This window comes from Rathayibacter sp. PhB1 (assembly GCF_004362935.1).
GTDB classification, from domain to species: Bacteria; Actinomycetota; Actinomycetes; order Actinomycetales; family Microbacteriaceae; genus Rathayibacter; species Rathayibacter festucae.
The window spans coordinates 308,272-332,490 of record NZ_SNYD01000005.1; the positions used below are offsets into that span (position 1 = coordinate 308,272).

A 24,219-nucleotide genomic window follows, 5' to 3' on the forward strand; every position below is an offset into this window, starting at 1 on the left:
GGGGAGGGGCGGCTAGACGGAGACGGCGACGCGCGGGGTGCGCCGGGACCGGGAGGCGCTCGGTGTGGTCGCGCGGACCAGGGCGTCGCCGGTGAGCTGCACGACGGCGACGGTCGCGACGAGGATGACGATCGTCGCGAGCATCACGGTGGTGTCGAAGCGCTGGTAGCCGTAGGTGACAGCGACGTAGCCGATGCCGCCCGCGCCGATGGTCCCGGCGATGGCGGAGTACTCGATCATCGCGATGGTGTTGATCGTCAGACCGCCGAGGATCTGCGGCACCGCCTCGCTGAGCTGCGCCGAGCGGATCACCTGCAGCCGCGATGCTCCGGAGGCGCGGGCCACCCGGGTCAGCGCGAGCGGCACGCTGCGCAGCGCGTTCTCGACGATGCGGGTGAAGAAGGCGATGCCGGCGATCGACATCGGCACGACGGCCGCCGCGATACCGATGTTGGTGCCGGTGAGCAGCCGGGTGAACGGCATGATCGAGGCCATCAGGATGAGGAACGGCAGCGACCGGCCGATGCTGATGATCCAGCTGAGGCTCTGGTGCGCGGCGCGGTTCTCGAACAGGCCGCCCGGAGCGAGGTTGTGCACCGCGGCGCCGAGCGGGACGCCGACGAGCACGACGATCAGCATCACGATGCCGACCATGATCAGCGTCTCGCCGAGCGCGGGGAGGACGAGCGCGGGGATGTCGGCGAGCGGGACCCTGTTGTCGAGGTGCAGCGGGCCGAGGGCCGCCGAGGAGATGAGCGCGCTCATGCCGCCGCCTCCTCGACGAGGGCGTCCGACCGGACGGCGCCCCGCCGCACCGACAGCCCGAGAGCGTCGGCGGCGTGCGCGAGCCGGCGCTCCTCGACCGGACCGAGGCCGATCGTCGCGTGGCCGACGGCGCGTCCGTCGACCGTCTCGATCGCCGCGCCGAGCAGCGCGACCGGACCGACCGCGTCGGACAGCCGCGTCACCCAATCGGCCGGCACTCCGTCGCGGGCGTAGCCGACGACCCACTCGTCGAGCCCCGCGGCGGGCAGCACCGAGGGGCGCACCGGGTTGAGCGCGAGGCCGAGCGGCGAGGACGCGTCGCGCAGCAGGTCGACGAGGCGCCCCGACTCCACGATGCGGCCGTGATCGAGGCGCGCGACGGAGTCGGCGACCTGGCGGACCGTCTCCATCTCGTGCGTGATGAAGAGGATCGACAGGCCGAGGTCGTCGCGCAGCTCTTTGAGGAGCGTCGTGATCGCGGTGGTCGACGCGGGATCGAGGCCCGAGGTCGCCTCGTCCGAGAGCAGGACGGAGGGGCGCAGGGCCAGGGCGCGGGCGATGCCGACGCGCTGGCGCTGGCCGCCGGAGAGCTGGTGCGGGTAGTAGCGGGCGCGGTCGCCGAGGCCGACGCGCTCCAGCAGCTCGGCGACGCGGCGCTTCGTCTCGGCCGCGGTGACGCCCAGGTATTCGAGCGGGAGGGCGACGTTCTGCTCCGCGGTCCGGCGGCTGAAGAGGCCGTCGGACTGGAAGACGGTGCCGATGCGGCGGCGGGCGACCCGCAGCTCCGTCTCGGACAGCTGGGAGAGCGCGTCGCCGTTGACGACGACGGTGCCGGAGGTGGGCCGCTCGAGCAGGTTGACGCAGGCGGCGAGCGTGCTCTTGCCGGCGCCGCTCGGCCCGACGACGGCGAAGATCTCGCCGGTGCCGACCGAGAAGTCGAGGCGGTCGAGCACGGTCACGGCGTCGGCGCCCTGCCCGTAGACCTTGGTGAGCTGCTCGAGGCGGATCATGGCGTCGGTCCTTCCGGGAGGGGGCGCGGGCGCGCCGGAGAGTGCCCGGTGCGGGGTGGGAGAGGGGGCGCGGGATGCTCGGTGGCGGCGTCCGCGTCGGTGTGCTGATGATGATGGCGCGGTGCGGTGGGCGGGCGCGACGGCCGCCGACGCTCGCCGTAACAGAAGGCGCTCGCGGCGTCCGATCGGCGCCGATCCGCGGCTCTTCGCCGACGGGTGTCGGCGAACGAGGGGGCGGAGCGGGGCGGACTCGCGCAGAACATCAGCTGAGAAGGGGAGGCCTCCTCTGTGGGGCGAGGCCCACCCGTCTCAGCTGATGTTGTGCGGCGACGGCGAGCGGACGGGCTCGCCGAGGGCGCCGGTCAGCGCAGTGCGTCGAGGACGGCCCGCTCGTCCCGAGGATCCAGGCCGGACCTGCGGGGCCGGTCCAGTCCGCGGGCGCGCTCGTCGTCGAGGACGCGGCGCAGGGTCTCCGCGGGCGGACGGTGGCGGCCGCCGGCGCGGAGGTATGAGGCGGTGCTGCGCCAGCTGAATCCGACCGCCTCGGCGGGCAGCCACAGCGGGAGCGACCGCGGGCCGGCCCAGTAGCCGACGCCGTGCGCGAGCAGGGTCTCGTCGTCGGCGTGCACGACGTCGCCGCGGAAGGCGGCGAGCTCGGCGGCGGCGGCGAGGAGGTCGCCCAGGGGCACGGCTGGGCCGACGGCGTCGACGGCTCCGGTCACTCCCGCCGAGCCCGCCGCGTGCAGCCAGTCGGCGAGGTCGTCGACGTCGATCGCCTGCGCGAACCGGCCCTCCGTCTCGGGAGCCAGAACCGTGCCGCCGCGGGCGAAGCGGGCCGGCCAGTACCCCAGCCGGTCGCTCGGGTCGCCGGGCCCGGCGATCAGCCCGGGACGCGCGATCAGCAGCCGGCCGCCGAGGACGTCGGCGGCGGCGTGCTCGGCCAGGACCTTCGCCTCGGCGTACTGCTCCGGGTCCACCGGCTCGACCAGGGCGGCGGACTCATCGGCGTCGATCCGCTCCACATCGGCGTACACGGAGACGGAGGAGACGAGCGTCCAGTGCGCGGCCGCCGGCGAGAGCCGGTCGAGGGCCGGCCCGACGAGCTCGGGTGCGTGCGCGAGCTCGACGACCTCGTCCCACTCGCCGCGCAGTCCGTCGTAGGCGTCCGAGTCGCGCCTGTCGACACGCAGATGCCGCGCGCCGCCCGGAACCGCTCCCGCCTCGCCGCGGGCCACGCAGGTGACCTCGTCCCCCGCCGCGACCGCCCGCTCCGCGAGACGGCGCCCCAGCCATCCGCTGCCACCCAGGACCAGGACTCTGCGCATGCCCCCACTGAACCGGATCACCGCTCCGCTCCGCAGCCGTGTCCGCCGCGAGCGCAACGACCCTCCCGTCGGCGCTCAGCGCGCGAGCAGCTCGCCGTGGGGCATCGAGAGCCAGCCGTCCTCGTCGGCGGCCCAGGCGCGCCAGGCGTCGCTGATCGCCTCGAGCTCGGCCTGCGTGGCGAGGCCGCGCTCGAGGGCGACGGTGGCGAAGGAGGAGGAGACCGCGCGGTCCGCCCACATCCCGCCCCACCAGGCGCGGTCCTCGGCGTTCTCGAACACCCAGAGCGACGCGGTGACCTCGACGCTCGCGAAGCCGGCCTCCCGCGCCCAGGCCTTGAGGCGCCGGCCCGCGTCGGGCTCGCCGGCCGAGGCGCGGTGCACCCGCTGGTAGAGCGCGGCCCAGGCCTGCAGGCCTGGAGTGAAGGGGTGGATCAGCACGCCGGCGTAGTCGACGTCGCGCGCGGCGACGAGGCGGCCGACCCGGCCCCACTCGCGCAGCGCGTCGACCGGACGGGTGAGGTGCTGCAGGACCTGGTGCGCGTGCACGACGTCGAAGGAGTCGTCCGCGAACGGCAGCGCGTAGGCGTCGGCGACCGCGAACTCCGCGGGGGAGTCGAGGGCCGCGGCCTGCGCGATCACCTCGGCCGACGCGTCCACGCCGAGCACCCGGCCGGGGGCGACCCGCTCGGCGAGGTCGACGGTGATCGTCCCCGGGCCGCAGCCCACGTCGAGGATCGAGACGCCGGGCGCGAGGTGCGGCAGCAGGTACGCCGCGGAGTTGTCGACGGTGCGCCAGCGGTGCGAGCGGAGGACGCTCTCGTGGTGGCCGTGCGCGTAGCGGCCGGTCGCGGCCGGGGCGTCGGCGGTCGGGCTGGTCTCGGTCGCGGCCGGGCTGTTCTCGGAGTCCATGCCCGCCATTGTGCCCGCCGGCGCGCTGCCCACGCCGCGAACGCTCCTGCTGGCGACCGCGGCGAGCGACGCCGCGACGATGACCGCCGCGCAGCCGAGCAGGACGGCCCGCGTGCCGACGAGGTCGGCGAGCGGCCCGACGAGCGCCTCGCCGAGCGGAACGGCGAGGAACGAACCGACCATGTCGTACGAGTAGACCCGGGCGAGTGCCTCGCGCGGCACATGGGTCTGCAGCGACTGGTCCCAGGCGATGGCGAACACCTCCAGCGCGACGCCGCCGAGCGCGAAGGCGACGATCAGGGCGGGGAGCGCGGGGACGACTCCGAGGGCCGCGACCGGGACGGCCGTCACCGCCATCAGGGCGACGCCGATGGCCAGCGCCCGCCGCGGCCGCCAGCGCAGCGCGATGACGGCGCCGATCGCGAGGCCGACGGTCTGCGCGGCGATCACCAGCCCCCAGGCCGCGCGGCCGAAGGACCCGTCGGCGATCACCGGCCCGAGCACCGTGGTCGCGCCGACGAAGGCCGCGTTCAGCACCGTGAACTGGGCCACGACGATCCAGACCCAGCGCCGGCCGGAGAACTCCCGCCAGCCCTCGCGGAGGTCGCCGAGCACGGAGCCGGGGGCGCCGGACCGGGTCGCCGCGGGCAGGCGCAGCCCGGAGTAGAGGAGAGCGGCGAGCGCGAACCCGGCCGCGTCGATCGCGAGGCCCCAGCCCGGCCCGACGAGCGCGACGACGCCCGCCCCGCCCGACGCGCCCACGATCGTCCCGGCGGTGAGGCCGAGGCGGAGCAGCGCGTTCGCGGGGCGCAGCTCGCCCACGGGGACCGTCTCCGGGACGAGGGCAGACGCGGCAGGAAGGCTCACCGCCGCGACGGCGCCGTTCAGCACGCCGAGCACGACGAGGGCGGGGATGCTCGCCGTCCCGCTGATGACCAGGGCGGCGACGACCGCCTGCGTGCCGGCGGCGGCGAGGGAGGTGCCGACCATGATCACGGAGCGCGGCAGCCGATCGGCGAGGACGCCGCCGAGCAGCAGCACGGCGACGTTGGCGAGCGAGCGCGCGGCGACGACCAGGCCGAGGTCGGTCGCCGAGCCGGTCAGGTCGAGGACCGCGAAGGCCAGGGCGATCGGTGCGACGGCGTTGCCGAGCACGGCGGTCGTCCGCGCGGCGAGCAGCCACCGGAACGGGCGGTGCGCGAGAGGGCCGGGCCGGGGAGTCCCGCGCGGAGTCACGGCCGCCGCAGCGGGAACAGCGCGGTCGTCATCGACACCGGCACCGTGCCCGGGCTCCGGGGCGGCCGGGCCGCCGCGTGCAGCAGCGCGGACGCCTCGCCGACGTGCCGGACCACCCGCCGCCAGGTCTCCGGATCGACCCAGAGCTCGGCGTCCGTCGACAGCTGCGGGCCGTCGGCGCGGGCCGCGGATCGGCGCCGCAGCTCCTCGATCAGCGCCTCCAGGTACAGCTGCCGGTCCTCCGCCGGCCCGGCGTCGACGGCCGCGGTCACGTCGAACGGTCGCCCGGAGGACTCGTGCCGGTAGCGCTTCGCCTCACCGCCGCGCAGCCGCACCGTCTCGACCACCCGCACCAGCCCGGCCCGCTCGAGCACGCGGAAGTGGTAGCTCGCGGTCGCCTGCGAGAGGCCCCAGCTCGCGCGCGGCCTCGGCGGCGCTCGCCGCGGCGCCGGTCACCAGGGACAGCAGCCGGAGCCGGATCGGGTGGGCGGTGGCGCGCAGCTCCTCGAGAGTGGACATGCGGCCATCGTCACGCCCGGTCCCGCGGACCGTCAAACGGGTCTTTGGGGGTCGCCGTGCCCCGCGGAGCCGGCGAGGGCTACTGCGAGAGCTCCCGGTCGAGCCGGTCCAGGAGCACCTCGAGCGAGATCTCGAACTCCTCGTCGCTGTGGTCCTCGCTGAGCAGGCCGCGGAGCCGCCGCACCTCGGGCGCGACGTCGAGGGAGATGTTCCCGTCGCCCTGCGGGATCGTCGCGTCGCCCTCGTCGAGCGGGAGGTCGGTCGGCGAGGTCTCGGCGCCCTGCACCACGGCCTGCAGCAGCAGCTGGCCGAGCAGGAAGCTGCTGAACGAGCGGTAGGCGCCGACGGCCTGCGCGTCGGTGAGCCCGCTGCCGGTCAGCGAGCGGAGGAAGGTGTTCACGGCCTCGATGCTGCGCAGCGGCGGGCGGAGCCACGGAGCCGCGGGATGCCGGGTCGCGACCAGCGGGAAGGCCCTCGGGTGGTCGGTCGCGATGCGCCGGACCTCGTGGGCGGCCGTCTGCAGGAACTCCTGCCAGTGCCGGCTCTCGGCCTCGTCCAGCCGCACGGTGAGCTCGCGCATCAGCAGCGCGATGACGCCCTCGAGGAGGTCCTCCTTGCCGTGCACGTAGCGGTAGAGCGACATCGCCTCGACGCCCAGCTCCTGCGCGAGGGTCCGCATGGAGAGCGCCTCGGGGCCGGTGCGGTCGATCATCGCGAGCGCGGTCTCCACGATGAGGTCCCGGCTGAGCTTGCGGGCGGGGGAGCCGCTCCGCTTCGGCTTCTCGCTGTCGGTCATGCACCGCGCCTTCCTGCAGTGCCCGCCCGCCCGGATACCAGGTGCGGTGCCGCGAAGGCAAGCACCTCCACCGTAACAACCCTTACACCGTAAGCTCCGACCAGGCTTACGCTGTAAGTGTGCCGCTGCCGGACCGTGCTCCCTGCGGTCCCCGCGCCGGTCCGCCTCCCCGAGGAGCGCGCTCCACCCCGCAGAACCCGCTGCGCCGGTGGCGGCGCCCCGTTTCGCCTCCGCCCCGCATCAGCGACCCCGCGGCACCGTCCCGGGAGAGAAGAGAGAGCACCATGATCGACAGCAGCAGCATCGACAGCCTGATCGGCGCCGACGTGCACGGCAGCGACGACGCCAAGATCGGCACCGTCGGCCAGGTCTACGTCGAGGACAGCACGCAGACCCCGACCTGGGTCACCGTCCGCACCGGCCTGTTCGGCTCCTCGGAGTCGTTCGCGCCCCTCGCGGACGCGAGCTACGAGGGCGGCGTCCTCCGCGTCGGCTACGAGAAGGCCTTCGTCAAGGACGCCCCGCGCATCGAGGACGACGGACAGCTCTCCGCCGACGAGGAGCAGGCCCTCTACTCGTACTACGGGCTCGGCGGCACCGATGCGGCGCCGACCGAGGCGCCCCTCTACGACCAGGACGCCGACCGCGGCGCCGGCACTGACAGCGGCGTCGACCGCACTGCCGACAGCGCCGCCGACAGCGCCGCCGACCGCGACCGCGGCACCGAGGGCCACGACACGTCCGGTCCGAACACCGACGACGCGATGACCCGCTCCGAGGAGCGCCTGCGCGTCGGCACCGAGCGGGTCGAGGCCGGCCGCGCCCGCCTGCGCAAGCACATCGTCACCGAGCAGGTCTCGAAGACGGTCCCGGTCAGCCACGACGAGGTCACCCTCACCCGCGAGCCGATCACCGACGCGAACGCCGGCGACGCGCTCGCCGGTCCCGACCTCAGCGAGGAGGAGCACGAGGTGATCCTCACCGAGGAGCGCGTCGTCACCGCGAAGGAGACGGTCCCCGTCGAGCGCGTGTCGCTCGGCACCGAGACCGTCACCGAGCAGCGCACCGTCGACGCCGACGTCTCGCACGAGGAGATCGAGCTCGTCGAGCCCGAGGCCACCGGCACCCGCACCTCCGCCGAGGAGACCGTCGCCGACCGCGACGCGCGCTCCTAGCGATCCCCGCGGCGGCCGGTGAGCAGCACCGCCCACCGGCCGCCGCACCCGCTCCACTCCGCACGACCCCCTGCACCACCCACCCGTCCTGCTCCGGACCGTGCCCGAAAGGCTCCCCCATGGATCTCCCCGCCGCTCTGCAGAACGGACTGGCCGCGGTCATCGCGTTCGTCCCGCTCGCGCTGCTGTTCCTGCTCATCCTCATCGTCGGCCTGATCGTCGCCAAGCTCATCGAGAAGGGCCTCTCGCGCCTGCTCACCAAGGTCGGCTTCGACCGCGCCGTCGAGCGCGGCGGCATCAAGAAGGCGCTCGCGAACTCGACGCTGGACGCCTCCGACATCGTGTCGAAGATCATCTACTACACGCTCGTGCTCTTCGTCCTGCAGTTCGCCTTCGGGGTCTTCGGCCCCAACCCGGTCAGCGACCTGCTGCAGGGCATCATCGGCTTCCTGCCGAAGATCATCGTGGCGATCATCATCGTCGTCCTCGCCGCCGCGATCGCCGCGGGCGCCAAGGGCCTGATCCAGAACACCCTGGGCGGTCTCTCCTACGGCAAGGCCCTCGGCAACATCGTCGCGGTGTTCATCCTCTTCCTCGGGGTCACCGCGGCCCTGAACCAGATCGAGGTCGCGACGACGGTCACCACGCCGATCCTGATCGCGGTCCTCGCGATCATCGCGGGCGTCATCATCGTCGGCGCGGGCGGCGGCCTCATCAAGCCGATGCAGCAGCGCTGGGAGGCGATCCTCACGAAGGCCGAGGAGGAGGCGCCGAAGATCCAGCAGGAGGCGCAGAACGCCCCCTCCGTCACCGAGCAGGCGAAGCGCGCCGCCGACCAGGCGAAGCAGGCCGCCCCGGCGACCACCGCGCGCCGCCCCCGCTAGACGCACGACCGCACCACCCGCACCACCCGCGGCCGGCCCCGCTCGCTCCGAGCAGGGCCGGCCGCGTCCGCAGCAGATCGAGGGGACCGCATGAGCGCGACACCGACCGAGCCGACCTCGACCGAGCCGACCGCGTCCGAGCCGACTGCGTCCGAGCCGGCGCCGACCGCCGAGGTGGTCCTGCACGAGGAGCGCCTCCTCGTCGGCACGCGCAGGCACGCGACCGAGCGCGTCCGGGTCAGGCGGGTCGTCGTGACCGAGCAGCGCACGATCACGGTCGAGGTCCGACGGGAGGAGCTGCGCGTCACCCGCGAGCCGATCGCCGACGGGCCGCCGCTGCCCGATGCGATCGCGGCGGCCCCGCAGGAGCCGATCGTCGTGGTCCTGCACGAGGAGCGGATCGCCCTCACCCGGACCGTCGTACCCGTCGAGCGCGTGACGGTGCGGGTCGAGTCCGTCGCCGGCGCCCGCGACGTCACCGCGTCGCTGCGCCACGAGGTCGCCGACGTCGAGTCGTCGACGGCGCGGGAGCAGGAGAGCCCCGACCTGTTCTGATGTCGGCCCCCGCCGCTACGGTCGAGCGATGACCCCGTCCCTTCCCGCCTCGCCGGTCCCCGCTGTCTCCGCAGGGGAGTGGGCCGAGCTCCGCGAGCGCGTCCGCCGGACCCGCTGGTCGCCCGAGTGGCCGGTCGAGGGCTGGTCGGCGGGGACCGACCAGGCCGAGCTGCGGCGGCTGGCCCGGCGCTGGGCGGAGGAGTTCGACTGGCCGGCGCAGGAGCGGCGGATGCGCGCGCTGCCCTGGGCGCAGGCCGACCTCGACGGGACGCCGGTGGCCTACCTGCGTTTCGAGGCCGAGAGGCCCGGCCGCCTGCCGATCGTCCTGACGAACGGCTGGCCGAGCTCCGCGCTCGAGCTGGTGGCGCTCGCCGAGCGGCTCGCCACTCCGTCGCGGTTCGGCGGCGACCCGGCCGAGGCGGCCACCATCGTCGTGCCCGCGCTGCCGGGCTTCCCGTTCTCGCCGCAGCGGCCGGGGCTGGACGAGCAGACCCACGAGCTCTGGCACCGGCTGATGACCGAGGAGCTCGGCTTCGCCCGCTACGCCGCGCACGGCGGCGACCTGGGGGCGGGCATCACGTCGCGGCTGGCCGAGAGCCACCCGGAGGCGGTGGCGGGGATCCACCTGCTCGCCGTCGCCTCGCCGCGGGACGTCGACGAGGACTCCCTCACCGCCGAGGAGCGCGAGCACGTCGAGGAGCAGCGCACCTGGTTCGCGGACGAGGGTGCCTACGAGCACCAGCAGCAGACGCGGCCGCTCACCCTCGCGCCCGCGCTGTCGGACTCGCCGGTCGGCCTGCTCGCCTGGATCCTCGAGAAGCACCGGGCCTGGAGCGACTGCGGCGGCGACGTCGCGACCCGCTTCGACGACGACTACCTGCTCACCCTCGCCTCGCTCTACTGGTTCACCGACTCGATCGCCACGTCGCTCCGGCCCTACTGGGAGTACGCGACCGGGCGGACGGCGCGGGTCGGCCGGGTCGAGGTGCCGACCGCGCTCGCCGTCTTCCCCTTCGACCTCACGCACCCGCCGCGCAGCTGGGCGGAGCGCAGCTACGACGTCGTCCGGTACACGCCGATGCCCCGTGGCGGCCACTTCGCGCCGCACGAGGAGCCGGACCTGCTCGCCGCCGACATCCGCGCGCTGCTGGCACTGGTGCAGTAGCGAGGATCCGCGACGCGACAATCGGCCAACAGGCTGTTGGCCAATTGGTCCTCGGCCGATCGGGCGGCCGTGACGCCCCTCCCTTGCGGCCGCCCCCGCACCGCGCGTAGCGTCGACGCGTACCTCGTCGCGAGCCGCGACGTCGGGGCGGCCACCTCACCGGCCGGCCGATCGGCTCGCGGACACGGGGGCTCCCCGCAGGAAAGACGGTCTCGTGCGCATCAGCACCGGTACTGCGTCCACGACGCAGCAGCTGCCCTCGCACTGACGACCCCTGCTCCCGCCCGCTGAACCGGGCGGACGCGCGCTCCCGCCCCGGCGGAGAGCGGTGGTCGTCGTGCGCCGACGCGACCACCGGGAGCACCGTGCCCTTCTCCACTTCACCCACCCCTCCGTCCCTCGTCCTCACCGACTGCTCGTTCGCCTGGCCGGACGGCTCGGTCGTCCTCGACCACGTGACCGCCGCCTTCGGCCGCGGCCGCACCGCCCTCGTCGGAGCCAACGGCGCCGGCAAGTCCACGCTCGTGCGGCTCGTCGCCGGCGACCTCGCACCGACGGGCGGGACCGTCACCGCGACCGGCGCGGTCGACCTGCTGCCGCAGCGCCTGCCGCGCGGCGCCGACGACACCGTCGCCGATCTGCTCGGGATCCGCGGCCGGCTCGACGCGCTGCACGCGATCCTGGCCGGCGACGCCGGGGCGGACCGCTTCGAGGCGCTCGCCGATGACTGGGACGTCGAGGCCCGGGCCGTCGCCGCGCTGGGCACTGCCGGACTCGACCTCGACGCCGCCGATCTGCTCCGTCCCGTCTCGATGCTCTCCGGCGGGCAGGCGGTCCTCGCGGCCGTGACGGGGGTGGCGCTGCGCGGCCGGCCGATCGCGGTGCTCGACGAGCCGACAAACGATCTCGACCGCCGCTCCCGGCAGCTGCTGCTCGCGCTGGTGGACGGCTGGCGCGGCACCCTCGTCGTCGTCAGTCACGACCGGGAGCTTCTCGAGCACGTCGACGAGATCGCGGAGCTGCGCGACGGCGACCTGCGCACCTCGGCGGGCACGTTCTCCGACTTCGAGGAGCGGCTCGCCGTCGAGCGCGCGGCCGTCGAGCGCGACGTCCGGGCGGCCGAGCAGGTGCTGCGCGCCGAGAAGCGCCAGCGGATCGAGGCGCAGACGACGATCGCCCGGCGCGCGAAGGCGGGTGAGAAGTCGGGGCGGTCGATGCCGAAGGGCGCCGCCGACTTCCGGCGCGGCCGCGCGGAGGGGACCGCGGGCCGGCTCCGCTCGGGTCACGCCGAAGCCGAGGCGCGCGCGAAGGACCGGGTCGACGAGGCCTCCGGGCGGCGGCGCGACGACGACGCGGTGCGGCTCGACCTGCCCGACCCGGGCGTGCCCGCGACGCGGCGGCTCGCCGAGCTGACCGTCCGTGGCCGGACCACGGTGCTCCAGGGGCCGGAGCGCCTCGGCCTGATCGGCGCCAACGGCACCGGGAAGACGCTGCTGCTCGAGCGGCTCGTCGGCGCGGAGCCGGACCGCCCGCATCCCGTGCCCGGCACGGACGCCCGGGCGCTCACCGACCGCATCGGCTACCTCGCCCAGCACCGCGAGGACATGCTCGACGACGACCGCACCGTGCTCGAGCACGTCGCCCGGGCCGCGCCGGACCTGCCGATCCCGGCCCTGCGCGACGCGCTCGCGCGGCTGCTGCTGCGCGGCGCGATCGTCGACAGGCCGGCGTCGACGCTCTCCGGCGGGGAGCGCTTCCGGGTGGCGCTCGCCGGCGTGGTCCTCGCGCGACCGGTGCCGCAGCTGCTCGTGCTCGACGAGCCGACGAACGACCTCGACCTGGCGACGGCGGACCACCTGGTCGAGGTGCTGCGGGCCTGGCGCGGGGGACTGCTCGTCGTCAGCCACGACGACGCGTTCCTGGATCGGCTGGCGCTGGACGGGCGGGTGGTGCTGGACGCGCCGGGAGCTCAGCCGGCCGGGGTGCCGAGGTCGAGGGCGGCGACGACCTCGGCGACCCGGGTGCGCGCCGAGGCGTCGAGGCCGCGGATCGGTCGGGGCAGGCAGTCCGGGGCGGCGAGGCCGAGATGCTCGGCGATCGCGGCGATCACCCGGTAGCTGCCGCCGTGCTCGGCGAAGAGGTGCCAGAGCGGCTGCAGCCGGGCGGACTCGGCCTCGGCGGCGGCGCGGTCGCCGGACCGCGCGGCGCGCGCGATCGTCAGCGCGGGGCCGGGGAGCGTGCCGCCGATCACCGAGTACCAGGCGTCGCAGCCGGCGAGCAGGCCGCGGGCGGCGGACGCGTCGCCGGAGACGCCGATCGTGACGCCCGCGGGGACCCGCGCTCGGATCGCGGTCACCCGCTCGGCCGCGGCGGCCGGATCGGCGGGGACGCCGGGGATCTTGATCGAGGCGACCCGGGGCAGCCGCGCGATCGCGCCGTAGAGCTCGTCGGTCATCGTGACGTGCGTGGTGCCGGGGTTGTCGTAGACGACGAGCGGGACGGAGAGCTGCGCGGTGACGTCCTCGTAGAGGCCGAGGACGTCGTCGTCGGTCAGCGGCTGGTAGCTCACGGGAGCGAGCAGCACCGCCGCGGCGCCCGCCTCCTGCGCGTCCTCCGCGAGGGCGAGCACCTGCGAGGTCCGCAGCGCGCTGATCCCGACGACGACCGGCACGTGGCCCGCATGCCGCACCGCGAGCGCGGCGACCCGGCGGCGCTCCTCCCGGTCGAGGTAGGCGGCGGAGCCGGTCGAGCCGAGCGCCCCGATCGAGTCGACGCCGGCCGCGGCGAGGCGCTCGACGAGCGCGGCGAAGGCCGGCTCGTCGACGGTGTCGTCGCGGAGCGGGGTGAGCGGGAAGGCGCTGAGTCCGGTGAGCACGGTGATCCGTCCGAGGGGTCGTCGCGGGAGGGGGCCCGCCCAGTGTGCGTCGAGCGGGCGGGCGCCCGCGACTCCAGAAGCGCGGGCAGGCGCTGGTCCACGGCGGCGCCGCGTCATGCTGGTCGAGTAGCCCCGCCAGGGGCGTATCGAGACCCGCCGTCGTCAGCAGGGCGGGTCTGCAGACTCGCGTTCTGACGGTGGTGGATCTCGATACGCCCGCTGCGCGGGCTGCTCGATCAGCATGAACGGCCCGCTGCGCGGGCTGCTCGATCAGCATGAACGGCCCGCTCGATCGGCATCGTGAGAGGCCTCGCATCGTGAGCAGGCTTCGTCTCCGCCCTCTGCTGGTCTGCGCGGACTGCTGCGCCAGCACCTCACGCTCACGGTCGAGGCCGAGGCCGAATAGAATAAAATAAATAAGATTCGGAGATCGCGATGGCGGAGACAGCGCCCAGCCCGTTCACCCCGGGCTACGGGAAGAAGCCTGCCGTCTTCGGCGGCCACGGGGAAGCGCTCACGGAGCTCCGAGCCGTCTTCGACACCCTGGACTTCGGCGAGAACCACTCCGTCCTGGTCTCCGGGCTGCGCGGCGCCGGCAAGACCTCCTTCCTGACCACCCTTCAGGACGACGCTCGCGCCGCCGGGTGGCTGGTAATCAGCGAGGACGCCAGTGCCGGTCTCCTCGACCGGGTGATGGACTCCACGATCCCCGCCCTGATCAACGACATGACCCCGGGCAGCCGCGCGCGACTGACCTCGCTCGGGCTGTGGGAGTTCAGCGCCGAGATCGAGTACGTCGAACGGCACCGCAGCGTGAAACCGCAGCTGCGGTACGACCTCGTCGCTCTGTCCTCCGCGCTGGGCGGGGAGGGCGGCATCCTCATCACCATCGACGAGGTCTCCTCCGGCAAGGTCCGCCTGCGGGAGCTGAGCCGATTCGCGCTGCAGGTCTCGCACGCGCTTCAGGACGGTGCGCAGATCATGGTCGTCTTCGCCGGGGTGAAGGTCGGCCTCGACGCACTCCTCGCCGAGGAGCACACCACCTTCCTCCGGCGTTCTCGGGAGGTCGAATTCGAGCGGCTGTCCGCGCCGGAGACCAGCCGAGTCTTCACGGAGACCGCTGGCCTCGGCGGACGGAGGATCGACGAGGAGGCGCTCGCCGTGCTCGTCTCCCTCTCGCAGGGCTATCCGTACCTGGTGCAGCTGGCCGGCGACTACGCCTGGCGGAACCGCTCCACTGCACCCACGATCAGCCTCGCCGACGCCACCGTCGCGCACGACAGGGCCATCAAGGCGGTCGAGAGTCGAGTCATCAGCCGCGTCTACGGCGACCTCTCCGACGTCGACCAGAAGTTCCTCGACGCGATGGCCGAGGACGACGACCGCACGAAGATCGCCGACATCGCGAAGCGCATGGACGTCTCCGACGCGTACGTCCAGGTCTACAAGAAGCGCCTCATCGACAGCGGCTACGTCCATGCCGCGGGTCGCGGACACGTGCAGTTCTCTCTTCCCTATCTCGGCGCCTACATCCGTCGCAGACTCGCCGCCGAGGCCAGCGACGACGCCGGCGACGGCGGCTGGGACGCCTACCCGGCCCCGGATCTGCCTTCCTGAACCGTGGGCTCTGCGGGGGCGAGGAGGCGGAGCCCGCGGTCGCTCGCCGGCTGCACCGCCGAAACCCTCGTGAACGCGGAGGCGATGGGCGCTGTCGGTAGATTCGGTCGCGCCGGTGTCGATCGACGCGGGCAGCCCCTCACCCTCAGGAGCCCGGGATGACCGCCCCCACCGTCCTCTTCGTCTGCATCCACAACGCCGGCCGCTCGCAGATGGCCGCCGGCTATCTGCGCGAGCTCTCGGGCGGTGCCGTGCAGGTGCGCTCCGGCGGCTCCGAGCCGGGCGAGAGCATCAACCCTGTCGCGGTCGCGGCGATGGCGGAGGAGGGCATCGACATCTCGCAGGCCGTACCGCAGCTGATGACGACCGAGCAGGTGCAGGCGTCCGATGTCGTGATCACGATGGGCTGCGGCGACGTCTGCCCGGTCTTCCCCGGCAAGCGCTACGAGGACTGGGACCTCGCCGACCCCAAGGGCCGCCCCCTCGAGGAGGTCCGCCCGATCCGCGACGACATCCGCGCCCGCGTGCAGGCGCTGGTGGCGGAGCTGCTGCCGGCCGAGTAGCGGGCCCCGCATGGTGGTCGAGTAGGCGCCTCCGGCCGCGTCTCGAGCGGTGAAGCCGCTTCGCGTCTCGGTGGTGAGGGAGAGGACGCGGCTGCGCCGCCTCATGCTGGTCGAGTAGCCCCGCAGGGGCGTATCGAGACCCGCCGTCGTCAGCAGGGCGGTCTGCAGACTCGTCTTCTGGCGCTGGTCGATCTCGATACGCCCGCTGCGCGGGCTACTCGATCAGCATGGATGGGGTCCGCTCCGCGGGCTGTGCGATCAGCATGAGTCCTCGAACGGACCCGTGAGGGGCCTCGCACCCCGAGCAGGCCCCGGTGAGCGTCCAGTCGGAGGCGGTGAGGCACGCGAGGGGACGCGTATCGGGGTCTGGTTCTGTGTCGGGCCCCGATTCGAGTCCACTCGCGGGCCGACACCTGCTGGTCGAGTAGCCGCCGGAGGCGGCGTATCGAGACCCGGCGTGCTGGGGAGGGTGGATCTCGATACGCCCGCTGCGCGGGCTACTCGATCAGCATGGGGCGGGGCGGGGCCGGCTCCGGGCGGTGGACGCCGCGGGGGCGGTAGCCGAGGGCGTCGGAGGCGCCGAGGAGATCGGCGAGGTACCAGAGGACGGCGAGCCACATCTCGGTGCCCTGGAGGCCGGCGTCGGCGGCGTGCAGGCGGAAGGCGAAGCCGCGGCCGGGGCGCCACCGGCCGAGGACGTCCGCGAGCAGGGTCCTCGCCAGCGGTTCCACCTCGGCGGCGCGGTAGGTGCTGCCGCGGGTGAGCCAGAGCGGGTGGACGAGGTCGAGGGCGGCGCAGGCGTCGACGCGCTCGGGCCGGAACCAGCGATCGTCGCGGGCGTGGCGGAGGACGGTGTCGCGGACGGCGTCGGGGTAGGGGAGCGGGCGGCCGTCCTGCACGAAGGTGCCGCGGGTCGCGCGGTACGAGCCGTTCACGAGCAGGAGCAGTCCGCGGTCGGCCGACGCCTCGCCCCACATGCCGCTGCGGGGATCGGCGCGGGTGAGCAGCCAGCCGTAGAGCGCCTCCTCGAGGCCGGTCGGAACCGCGTCACCGCGGCGGCGCGTCCAGTGCAGGGCGGTGCCGAGGGCGTCGACGTGGTGGCCGGCGTTCCACGGGTCGTCGCGCCAGCGCAGTCCGTCGAGCCGCGCGACGAGGCCCTCGGGGGTCTCCTCGGTCACGGCGGTCAGCGGCTCGGCGAACTCCGAGCCGAGCAGGTCGAGCGCGTAGCCCGCGCTCAGCACGCGGTACGCGGCCTCCGGATCGGTCCACACGTCCATCCCCGGGACCGGCAGTCCGCGCAGCCGGGCGATCAAGGCCGCGGGATCGACGCCGGGAGGAGGCGTGCCGAGCAGGAGGTCGGCGAGCTCGACCGCGTCGCCGAGCGCGCGGTCGGTCGGGGCGGCGCCCGGCCGGTCGCGGAAGGCGGGCCCGTCGTGGAGTGCGCGTCCGTCGTGGAAGGCGGGCCCGTCGTGGAGTGCAGGTCCGTGGTGAAGAGCCGGTCCGTCCTGAGCTGCCGGCCCGTCGTCGACGAGCGCCCCGCGCAGGATCCCCTCGATCTCCTCGCGCGCGCGGTCCGCCAGCCGCGCGGCGTCCGAGACCTCCGCGGCGACGGGCGGCACCCGCCAGCGCAGCCGCCGCGCGGGGTTGCCGCCGACGACCGCACCGGCCGCCACGTCCTTCGTCACGACCGCGCCGGCGGCGAGCACCGCGTGGTCGCCCACCGTCACGCCGTCGAGCACGACCACGTGCGAGCCGATCCAGACGTCGTCGCCGATGCGGATGCCGCGCGAGCTCAGCGGCTGGCGGAACACCTCGGTGCCGGGCTCCATCGAGTGGTTGAAGCCGAGGATCGACGTGTGCGCGCCGACCCGCACGGCCGAGCCGAGGACGACGCTTCCGCGCACCACCGTGTAGGGGTTGAGCGAGCAGTCGGCGCCGATCTCGACGTCGCCCGTCAGGTACGCGCCCGCCGCGAGGTAGGAGCGGTCGCCCAGCACGAGGCGCTCGGGGTCGACCGCGGCCGACTCCGCGACGAAGCAGTCGGTGCCGAGGCTCCAGCCGGGGTGCGCGGCGAGCAGCTCGCGCTGCAGCTCGAGCTGGCGGGACCGCTGCTCCGGCGCGGCCTCGGTCCAGAACGACCACGGCGAGTGCTCGTGGCGGTCGATCACCGCGCGCCGTCCGGCTGCCCGTCCGCCGGTCGGCCGGGAGCCGCCGTGGACGCCCGGACGATCAGGCTCGGGTTGAGCTGCACGCGGTGCACGGGCCGCTCCGGGTCCTCGATCCGCTGCACGAGCAGGCGCACGGCGGCCTCGCCGACGCCGGCGCGCGGCGGGCTCACGGCGGTCAGCGCGGGGGTGAACAGCTGGGCGACCTCGTCGTCGTAGGCGATCACCGAGAGGTCGCCGGGCACCGAGATGCCGCGGTTGAGCGCGAGGTCGACGAAGGCCATCGCCTCGGGGTCGGAGTGCACGAGCAGCGCGGTGACGCCGGTCTCGAGGGCCGTCTCCAGGGCCGCGTTGACCACCTCGGAGAAGTCGGCGCTGCCGCGGTCGGGCAGGGTCTCCTCGAAGTGGTCGGCGGGGGTGAGGCCGAGCGCCTCGCAGGCGGAGAGCCAGCCCGCGGCGATCTTGCGCGAGGTGGGCGAGTTCCGCGACAGGATCAGGCCGACCTTGCGGTGCCCGAGCTCGGCGAGGTGGCGGGCGGCGAGCACGGCGCCGAGCGCGTGGTCGGTGGTGACCGACTCGGCGGGCGTGCCCTCGGGCTCGAGCACGGCGTCGCGCTCGACCAGGACGGACGGGACGCCGCAGTCGGCGAGCCAGCGGAGGACGTCGCCGGAGTGCTCCGTGTCGGTGTTGGGGGCGACGATCAGCCCGCGCACGTCGCCGGAGCGCAGCAGGCGCTCGAGCACCGGGCGCTCGTCCTGCAGCTCGTAGGAGGCACCGCGCAGGACGACGTCGTAGCCGAGGCTGCGGCCGGTCGCCTCCATCGCGTGCAGCACGCCGGGCCAGTAGTAGTTGAGCGAGGGGACCAGGACGGCGATCGAGCCGAGCTTGACCTCCTCCGGCTCCGGGGCGGGCGCCGTGTGGCCGGCCGACCCGGAGAGCACGACCGCGCCGCCGTGCACGCGGCTGAGCAGGCCCTCGCGCTCCATCTGCACGAGGTCGCGGCGGAGCGTGACCGTGGCCACGCCGAGCGCCTCGGTGAGCTGCGAGATGCGGACGGCGCCGTCGACGCCCAGGGCCGCGAGGATGTGCGCCCGTCGCTCGGCGGCGAGGGGTGGGGACTGGGTCTGGTCGCTCATCGTTGCTCTCCGATCGGTGGGTCCAGGTCTATCGCGATCCGCAGCTCCCTGCGCGCGGTGGCGTCGATCTCCAGCAGCGTGAGCCGCTCGCCCCAGACGCTCGTGAGCATCGGATCGTCCAGCTCACGGACGACGGTGCGGTGCTCGCAGGCCGGGTCCCAGGCGATCCGGAGCGGCCGCGCGCCACCGAGCGGGCGGACGCGGGCTGCTCCGCGCTCGGTCACGACGTCTCCCGCGAGGAGCAGTCGGATCGCGGTGCCGGGCTCATCGTCCTGATCGTCCCACGGGGCGAGGTCCCAGCGGTCCTCGAGCAGGACCCTTGCGGACGGGCGGTCGAGGGAGACGGTGCGGCGCCAGGAGCGCAGGCCCGTCCCGGGGTAGGCGGCGGCGAGCTCCGCGGAGAACGCGGCGGACGCGTCGCTCAGCGCGACCGAGACGTCCGCCGCGGCCGCCTCCCGCCCGGGCGGCTGCCCGAGCCCGCGGACGACGGGCAGGTTGTGCCACTCGCTCCGCATCGTCCAGATGCCGTAGCGCTCCGGGCCGAAGGTGGCGGCGGTGTAGGTGGGGCGGCCGGCGTCGACGACGACGGGCACGCCGTCGCTCGCCACCTGGAACGCGCCGACGTCGTTGTGGTTGTGGTGCTCGGCGTTGTGGCCGCCCTTGGCGACGAGGGTCAGACCCTCGGCCGAGCCCTCGGTCGTGCGGGCGAGGAGCACCTGGACGGAGTCGAGCCAGACCTCGCGGGGGAGGGGCGGGGGCGCCGCGGGGGCCGTGGTCCAGAGCGGGTCGGTCGCCCCGCGCAGCAGGCGGCCGAGTCCCTCCTTCTCGGAGGCGGCGGGCTCGGCGGGGGAGCGCTGCGCGGCGGCGTGCGCCATCGCGGCGGTGTCGCCGACCCGGCGGCCGGCCCGGTGCACCGCGTGCCAGGGCTGGTCGCGCGACTGCAGCGCCTGGCCGTCGGCGTGCGCGACGTACCAGTCGCCGCCGAGGTGCGAGCGGTGCGGGAAGGCGATGGTCGCGCGCAGGGCGGGTACGGCCGAGGCGTCCCAGGCGCCGCCGGTCGCGTGCGCGAGGACGTCGAGCGCCTCGAGGGCGCGGCAGGCGCCGTTCCACCAGTAGGCGTAGCCCTCGTCGATCGCGCCGTCCTCGGGGAGCACGGCGACGTAGCGGTCCAGGGCGGCGACGGCGCGGGTGACGACGGCGGCGCGCTCGTCCGCCTCGCCCGGCGCGTCGAGCAGGCGCAGCGCGGCGACCAGCACGTTGCCGGTGATCCAGGGGTTCCAGTTGTGCACGTCGCCGTCCAGGCCCAGCCAGTGCCAGTCGTCGCGGGCGAGGAACGGGGCGAGCACGCGCTCGCGGGTCTCGCGGCGGATCCTGCGGCGCAGCCCCGGATAGCGGTCGTCGAGGCGCTCGCCGAGGACGTGGTCGAGCCAGGCGAGCTGGCCGGCGACCTCGCCGGCGCCGAGGTCGAGGAAGGGGTCGGCGACGTCGGCGAGCACCGAGCCGTGCCGGCGCAGCGCGTCGTCGTGGGCCGGCCAGCACCAGGAGCTCTGCTCGCAGAGCAGCTGCACGCCGTCGGCGACCTCGTCGAGCCAGGAGTCGGAGCTGTCGCCCGCGCCGCCGCCGGCGCTCGCGGCCAGCAGCACCGCGCGGCTCAGGCGCCGCTGCCGCTCGAACGCGCGCTGCTCCCAGGCGTCCCGGTTCCCGTCGCGGTGCACGCGCACGGCCTGGCTCGCGAGCGGCTGCGGCCACGGCGCGAGCAGATCGGCGGCGGCTCGCTCGGCGACCGCGGCCAGGGTCGGAGCATCGGCCGCGGCCCAGGCCTCCCGGTCGGCGGCGGTCGGCACCGGCAGCGACTGCTCGGGAGAGAGGAGCACGCCGCGCGCCGAGAGCGGACGGTCGGGCGAGAACGCGGCGGCGAGCGGGCCGCGGAAGGACTCGATCACGCCCGGCGACGATGCCGGGGCGGGGTGCTGGGGCATGTAACTGATCATAATCAATCATTTTGCTTCAACCAAATCCTTGAGGTGATCGATTTCCGTATGTATAGTCCTGTTCTGTTCAGTGCCGCTCACGTCAGCGTGGGAGAGAGCGCGGACATCACGATTCAAAGGAGAACCGCCGTGAACGAGGGGAACCTCCGCGCCGACTGGACGCGCGAGCACTGGCTCGCCGTCGCGGACGCGCTCCTCACCGCGGTGGCCCCCTACGCCAGCGCCAGCCACGGCCGGATCACCCTCCCCGGCGCCGAGGGCGGCTACGGCCGCGCGGTCGACGGCCTCGAGGGCTTCGCCCGCACCTTCCTCCTCGCCGGCTTCCGCATCGCCGGAGCGCGCGGCGAGGGCGTCGACGAGCTGATCGACTTCTACCGCCGCGGCGTCGAGACCGGCGTCGACCCCGACGCGGAGGACCGCTGGGTGCGGATCGACGAGCACGCGCAGGCCAAGGTCGAGGCGGCGTCGATCGCGCTGGTGCTCGACCTCACGCGGCCCTGGATCTGGGACCGCCTCGACACGCGGACCCAGCAGCGCGTCGTCGACTACCTCGCCCCCGTCGTCGGCGACGACAGCTACCCGCAGACCAACTGGGTCTGGTTCCGCCTGGTCGTCGAGACCTTCCTCCGCTCGGTCGGCGGCCCGTGGTCCGCGCAGGACGTCGCCGCGGACCTCGCCCGGCACGACTCCTTCGTCCGCGAGGACGGCTGGCTCGCCGACGGCGCGGAGCGCGCCTACGACCACTACGTCGGCTGGGCCCTGCACGTGTACCCGGTGCTCTGGGCGCGGATGTCCGGCGCGGCCGAGCTGGCCGCCCCGCGCGCCGCCGCCGACGTCGCCCGGCTCGACCGCTATCTCTCCGACGCGCTGGCGCTGGTCGGCGGCGACGGCTCGCCGCTGCTGCAGGGCCGCAGCCTGATCTACCGCTTCGCCGCCGCCGCGCCGTTCTGGGCCGGCGTGATCGCCGAGGTGCCCTCGCACTCCCCGGGCCGGCTCCGCCGCGCCGCGAGCGCGATCGTCGGGCACTTCGCCGAGAACGGCGCCCCCGGCGAGGACGGCCTGCTCTCGATGGGCTGGCACGACCCGTGGCGCGAGCTCGCGCAGTCCTACTCCGGCCCCGGCTCGCCGTACTGGGCGGTCAAGGGCATGCTCGGCATCCTGCTCCCGGCCGAGCACCCGGTCTGGTCCGCGGCCTCCGAGCCGCTCCCGGCCGACCTGCTCCCGATCGAGCAGGGCGACGACCTCCGCGCGATCGTCTCGCCCGGCTGGATCGTCTCCGGCACGCAGGCCGACGGCATCGTCCGCGTCGTCAACCACGGCACCGACAAGGCGCTGCCCGGTGCGACGACCGGCGACTCCCCGCTCTACGCCCGCCTGGGCTACTCCACCGCCACCGCGCCGCTGCTCGACGAGCGCGGCTGGGCGGAGGCGCTCGAGCAGAGCGTCGCGCTGGTCGACGCCGACGGCGACGCGACCCACCGCACCGGCATGACGCTGACCGAGGTCCGCCTGGACGCGGACGGCCGGGTCGGCGTGGCCGGCTCGAGCTGGGACGCGCACTGGATCACTCCGGAGCGCAGCAGCCACCGCCACGGCGAGGGACTGCGCGGCGCCGTCCGCGTCGCCGGCCGGATCAGCGTGCACTCGCTGGTCCGCGGTCCGTGGGAGCTGCGCCTCGTCCGGATCGACGAGCTCGCCGAGGGCGTGCGGCCGGAGGAGATCGGCCTGCGGATCGGCGGCTGGCCGATCGCCGGCGCCGAGATCGCCGCGGCCACGAGCGCCGCGACGGCCACCGCCTCGAACGGCACCCTCACCAGCACCCTGACCTCCCTCACCCCCGGCGCCGTCCCCGAGGTCGTCGCCCGCGACGGCGCGAGCCCGCTCGGCCCCGCGGTCGGCGTGCCGACGCTCACCCTCCCGGCGGAGGTCGGCGCCCTCGTCGTCGCGCTGGTCGGCCTCACCGCCGACCGAACCACCGGAGCGGAGGCCCCCTCCGCGGGCCCCGCCTCCGTCGACGTCGCCGCCGTCGATGTCGCCCCCGACGGCGACGCCCTGTCCGTGACGGCGACCTGGCCCGACGGCCTCGTCACCGAGCACCGACTCCTAGATTCCGGACGCGCCGCTCGGCAGCTCCGGTACCCGAGGACCCGAGGTGGAGTCCCGGACGCAGATGCAAAGGAGCAGCACGCATGAAGAGAAGATTCGCCGCAGCCGGAGTGGCCCTGGTCGCCGCCCTGTCCCTCACCGCCTGCTCGGGCGGCGGTGGCGGTGACGCCCCCGCGGCCGACGGCCCGATCACGCTCAGCCTCTCCGGCTGGAGCCTGAGCACGACGCCGGAGTTCCAGGCGCTCGCCGACGCGTTCCACGAGAAGGACCCCGACGTCACGATCGAGGTCAAGGAGTACGACGCGACCAACTACGACACCCTGATGACCGCGGACCTCGCGGCCGGCAGCGGTCCGGACATCGTCACGCAGAAGAACGTCAAGAACGTCGTCACCTACCAGGCCGGCGGCCAGCTCCTCGACGTCTCGGACATCGAGCTGCCCGACGACCTCGGCGGCGTGGAGGCCTACCAGGTCGACGACAAGCAGTGGGCGGCGCCCTACCGCCAGGACTCCTGGGTCCTCTTCTACAACAAGGCCCTCTTCGACCAGGCCGGTGTCGCCTACCCCGACGGCTCCTGGACCTGGGACGACTACGAGGCCACCGCCGAGCAGCTGACCACCGCGCTCGCCGCGGCCGGCAGCAGCGCCGTCGGCACCTACGAGCACAGCTGGCAGTCGACGGTGCAGGGCTTCGCGAGCGCGCAGACCCCGGACATCGACATCCTCGACGCCGACTACGGCTACCTCGAGCCCTACTACGAGCGCGCCCTCGCGCTCCAGGACGCGGGCGCGCAGGCGGAGTACAACACCGTCGTCGCGAACAAGCTCACCTACCAGGCCGAGTTCGGCAAGCAGAACGCCGCGATGATGCCGATGGGCACCTGGTTCGTCGCGTCGCTGATCGCCCAGCAGGCCTCCGGCGACTCGGACACCTTCGACTGGGGCTTCGCCCCGATCCCGCAGTTCGACGAGTCGACGACCGGCATGGACCAGACCCCGGTGACCTTCGGCGACCCGACCGGCTTCGGCATCAACGCCGGCATCGACTCGGGCAAGCAGGCCGCGGCCAAGGAGTTCCTCGAGTTCGCGTCGAGCGAGGAGGGCGCGGAGGTCGTCGCCTCCCTCGGCATCACCCCCGCCCTGACCAGCGACGCGGTCGCCGAGGCCTACTTCGCGGTCGACAGCGCGCCGACCGACGAGGTCTCGAAGTTCGCCTGGTCCACGCACGACACCAAGCCGGAGAACCCGACCTCGGCCAAGACGGCCGCCGTCCAGAACGTGCTCCTCGACCTGCACACCGCCGTCATGTCGGGCTCGACGAGCCTCGACGACGCCGTGAAGAGCGCCGAGGACCGCGTGAAGAACGAAGTCGGCACGAACTGACTCCCCGCGGTGGCCGGCCCCGCACGGGCCGGCCACCGCCCC

General features: G+C 74.4%; 17 protein-coding genes and 3 pseudogenes. 9 read left to right on the forward strand and 11 right to left on the reverse strand.

The window, feature by feature from the left end; all coding sequences use genetic code 11:
- Positions 1–12: 12 nt before the first annotated feature.
- From EDF17_RS14525 to EDF17_RS14550, 7 genes and pseudogenes are all read right to left on the reverse strand, one after another.
- Entirely contained in the window at positions 13–765 is a 753-nt protein-coding gene (locus EDF17_RS14525) for a methionine ABC transporter permease (RefSeq protein WP_123447326.1), read from the reverse strand.
- Positions 762–1,775, reverse strand: coding sequence for an ATP-binding cassette domain-containing protein (locus EDF17_RS14530; protein WP_123447327.1), 1,014 nt, complete (start codon positions 1,773–1,775; stop codon positions 762–764). Before EDF17_RS14530 ends, EDF17_RS14525 begins: the two co-directional genes overlap by 4 nt.
- Before the next feature lie 362 nt (positions 1,776–2,137).
- On the reverse strand, positions 2,138–3,100 hold the full coding sequence (locus tag EDF17_RS14535) for an NAD-dependent epimerase/dehydratase family protein (RefSeq protein ID WP_123447328.1): 963 nt from the start codon (positions 3,098–3,100) through the stop codon (positions 2,138–2,140).
- A 75-nt stretch (positions 3,101–3,175) separates the two neighbouring features.
- Entirely contained in the window at positions 3,176–4,018 is an 843-nt protein-coding gene (locus EDF17_RS19950; protein ID WP_243732923.1) for a methyltransferase domain-containing protein, read from the reverse strand.
- A gap of 51 nt (positions 4,019–4,069) precedes the next feature.
- Positions 4,070–5,245: pseudogene (locus tag EDF17_RS19955) on the reverse strand (MFS transporter); the annotation flags it as partial.
- A pseudogene (locus EDF17_RS14545) lies at positions 5,242–5,623 on the reverse strand (ArsR family transcriptional regulator); the annotation flags it as partial. The pseudogenes EDF17_RS14545 and EDF17_RS19955, both read right to left, overlap by 4 nt.
- Positions 5,624–5,843: 220 nt before the next feature.
- On the reverse strand, positions 5,844–6,560 hold the full coding sequence (locus EDF17_RS14550; RefSeq protein WP_123447330.1) for a TetR/AcrR family transcriptional regulator C-terminal domain-containing protein: 717 nt from the start codon (positions 6,558–6,560) through the stop codon (positions 5,844–5,846).
- A gap of 284 nt (positions 6,561–6,844) precedes the next feature.
- Here EDF17_RS14550 and EDF17_RS14555 point away from each other — a divergent pair, with 284 nt between their 5' ends.
- The 5 genes and pseudogenes from EDF17_RS14555 to EDF17_RS14575 all read left to right on the forward strand — a co-directional run.
- Complete coding sequence (locus tag EDF17_RS14555; RefSeq protein ID WP_123447331.1) at positions 6,845–7,735, forward strand: PRC and DUF2382 domain-containing protein; 891 nt, start codon at positions 6,845–6,847, stop codon at positions 7,733–7,735.
- A 119-nt stretch (positions 7,736–7,854) separates the two neighbouring features.
- Positions 7,855–8,619 (forward strand): hypothetical protein, encoded by a 765-nt coding sequence (locus EDF17_RS14560; RefSeq protein WP_123447332.1) that lies wholly within the window; start codon positions 7,855–7,857, stop codon positions 8,617–8,619.
- 90 nt (positions 8,620–8,709) lie between these two features.
- Positions 8,710–9,174 (forward strand): YsnF/AvaK domain-containing protein, encoded by a 465-nt coding sequence (locus EDF17_RS14565; RefSeq protein ID WP_123447333.1) that lies wholly within the window; start codon positions 8,710–8,712, stop codon positions 9,172–9,174.
- Between the two features lie 28 nt (positions 9,175–9,202).
- Entirely contained in the window at positions 9,203–10,339 is a 1,137-nt protein-coding gene (locus EDF17_RS14570; RefSeq protein ID WP_123447334.1) for an epoxide hydrolase family protein, read from the forward strand.
- A gap of 455 nt (positions 10,340–10,794) precedes the next feature.
- Positions 10,795–12,156, forward strand: a pseudogene (locus EDF17_RS14575) (ATP-binding cassette domain-containing protein); the annotation flags it as partial.
- A gap of 152 nt (positions 12,157–12,308) precedes the next feature.
- Here the strand turns inward: EDF17_RS14575 and EDF17_RS14580 are convergent.
- On the reverse strand, positions 12,309–13,214 hold the full coding sequence (locus tag EDF17_RS14580; protein ID WP_123447335.1) for a dihydrodipicolinate synthase family protein: 906 nt from the start codon (positions 13,212–13,214) through the stop codon (positions 12,309–12,311).
- Between the two features lie 435 nt (positions 13,215–13,649).
- Here EDF17_RS14580 and EDF17_RS14585 point away from each other — a divergent pair, with 435 nt between their 5' ends.
- Together EDF17_RS14585 and EDF17_RS14590 are read left to right on the forward strand one after the other, a co-directional pair.
- On the forward strand, positions 13,650–14,831 hold the full coding sequence (locus tag EDF17_RS14585; RefSeq protein WP_123447336.1) for an ATP-binding protein: 1,182 nt from the start codon (positions 13,650–13,652) through the stop codon (positions 14,829–14,831).
- A 158-nt stretch (positions 14,832–14,989) separates the two neighbouring features.
- Positions 14,990–15,394 carry an arsenate reductase ArsC gene (locus tag EDF17_RS14590; protein WP_123447337.1) on the forward strand — a complete coding sequence of 135 codons (405 nt, stop codon included), beginning with the start codon at positions 14,990–14,992 and terminating at the stop codon, positions 15,392–15,394.
- Positions 15,395–15,891: 497 nt separating this feature from the next.
- Here EDF17_RS14590 and EDF17_RS20485 read toward each other — a convergent pair whose 3' ends face one another.
- The 3 genes from EDF17_RS20485 to EDF17_RS14605 are packed head-to-tail and all read right to left on the reverse strand — an operon-like array spanning position 15,892 to position 20,674.
- Positions 15,892–17,562 (reverse strand): acyltransferase, encoded by a 1,671-nt coding sequence (locus tag EDF17_RS20485; RefSeq protein WP_123447338.1) that lies wholly within the window; start codon positions 17,560–17,562, stop codon positions 15,892–15,894.
- Positions 17,559–18,695, reverse strand: coding sequence for a substrate-binding domain-containing protein (locus EDF17_RS14600; protein ID WP_123447339.1), 1,137 nt, complete (start codon positions 18,693–18,695; stop codon positions 17,559–17,561). Before EDF17_RS14600 ends, EDF17_RS20485 begins: the two co-directional genes overlap by 4 nt.
- Positions 18,692–20,674 carry a heparinase II/III family protein gene (locus EDF17_RS14605; RefSeq protein WP_123447340.1) on the reverse strand — a complete coding sequence of 661 codons (1,983 nt, stop codon included), beginning with the start codon at positions 20,672–20,674 and terminating at the stop codon, positions 18,692–18,694. The genes EDF17_RS14600 and EDF17_RS14605 overlap by 4 nt, the downstream gene beginning before the upstream one ends.
- 141 nt (positions 20,675–20,815) lie before the next feature.
- Here EDF17_RS14605 and EDF17_RS20490 point away from each other — a divergent pair, with 141 nt between their 5' ends.
- Both EDF17_RS20490 and EDF17_RS14615 read left to right on the forward strand, forming a co-directional pair.
- Positions 20,816–22,879 (forward strand): DUF2264 domain-containing protein, encoded by a 2,064-nt coding sequence (locus EDF17_RS20490; RefSeq protein ID WP_260321663.1) that lies wholly within the window; start codon positions 20,816–20,818, stop codon positions 22,877–22,879.
- Positions 22,876–24,177, forward strand: a complete 1,302-nt coding sequence (locus EDF17_RS14615; RefSeq protein WP_123447342.1) for an extracellular solute-binding protein — start codon at positions 22,876–22,878, stop codon at positions 24,175–24,177. Before EDF17_RS20490 ends, EDF17_RS14615 begins: the two co-directional genes overlap by 4 nt.
- The last annotated feature ends 42 nt before the right edge of the window (positions 24,178–24,219 follow it).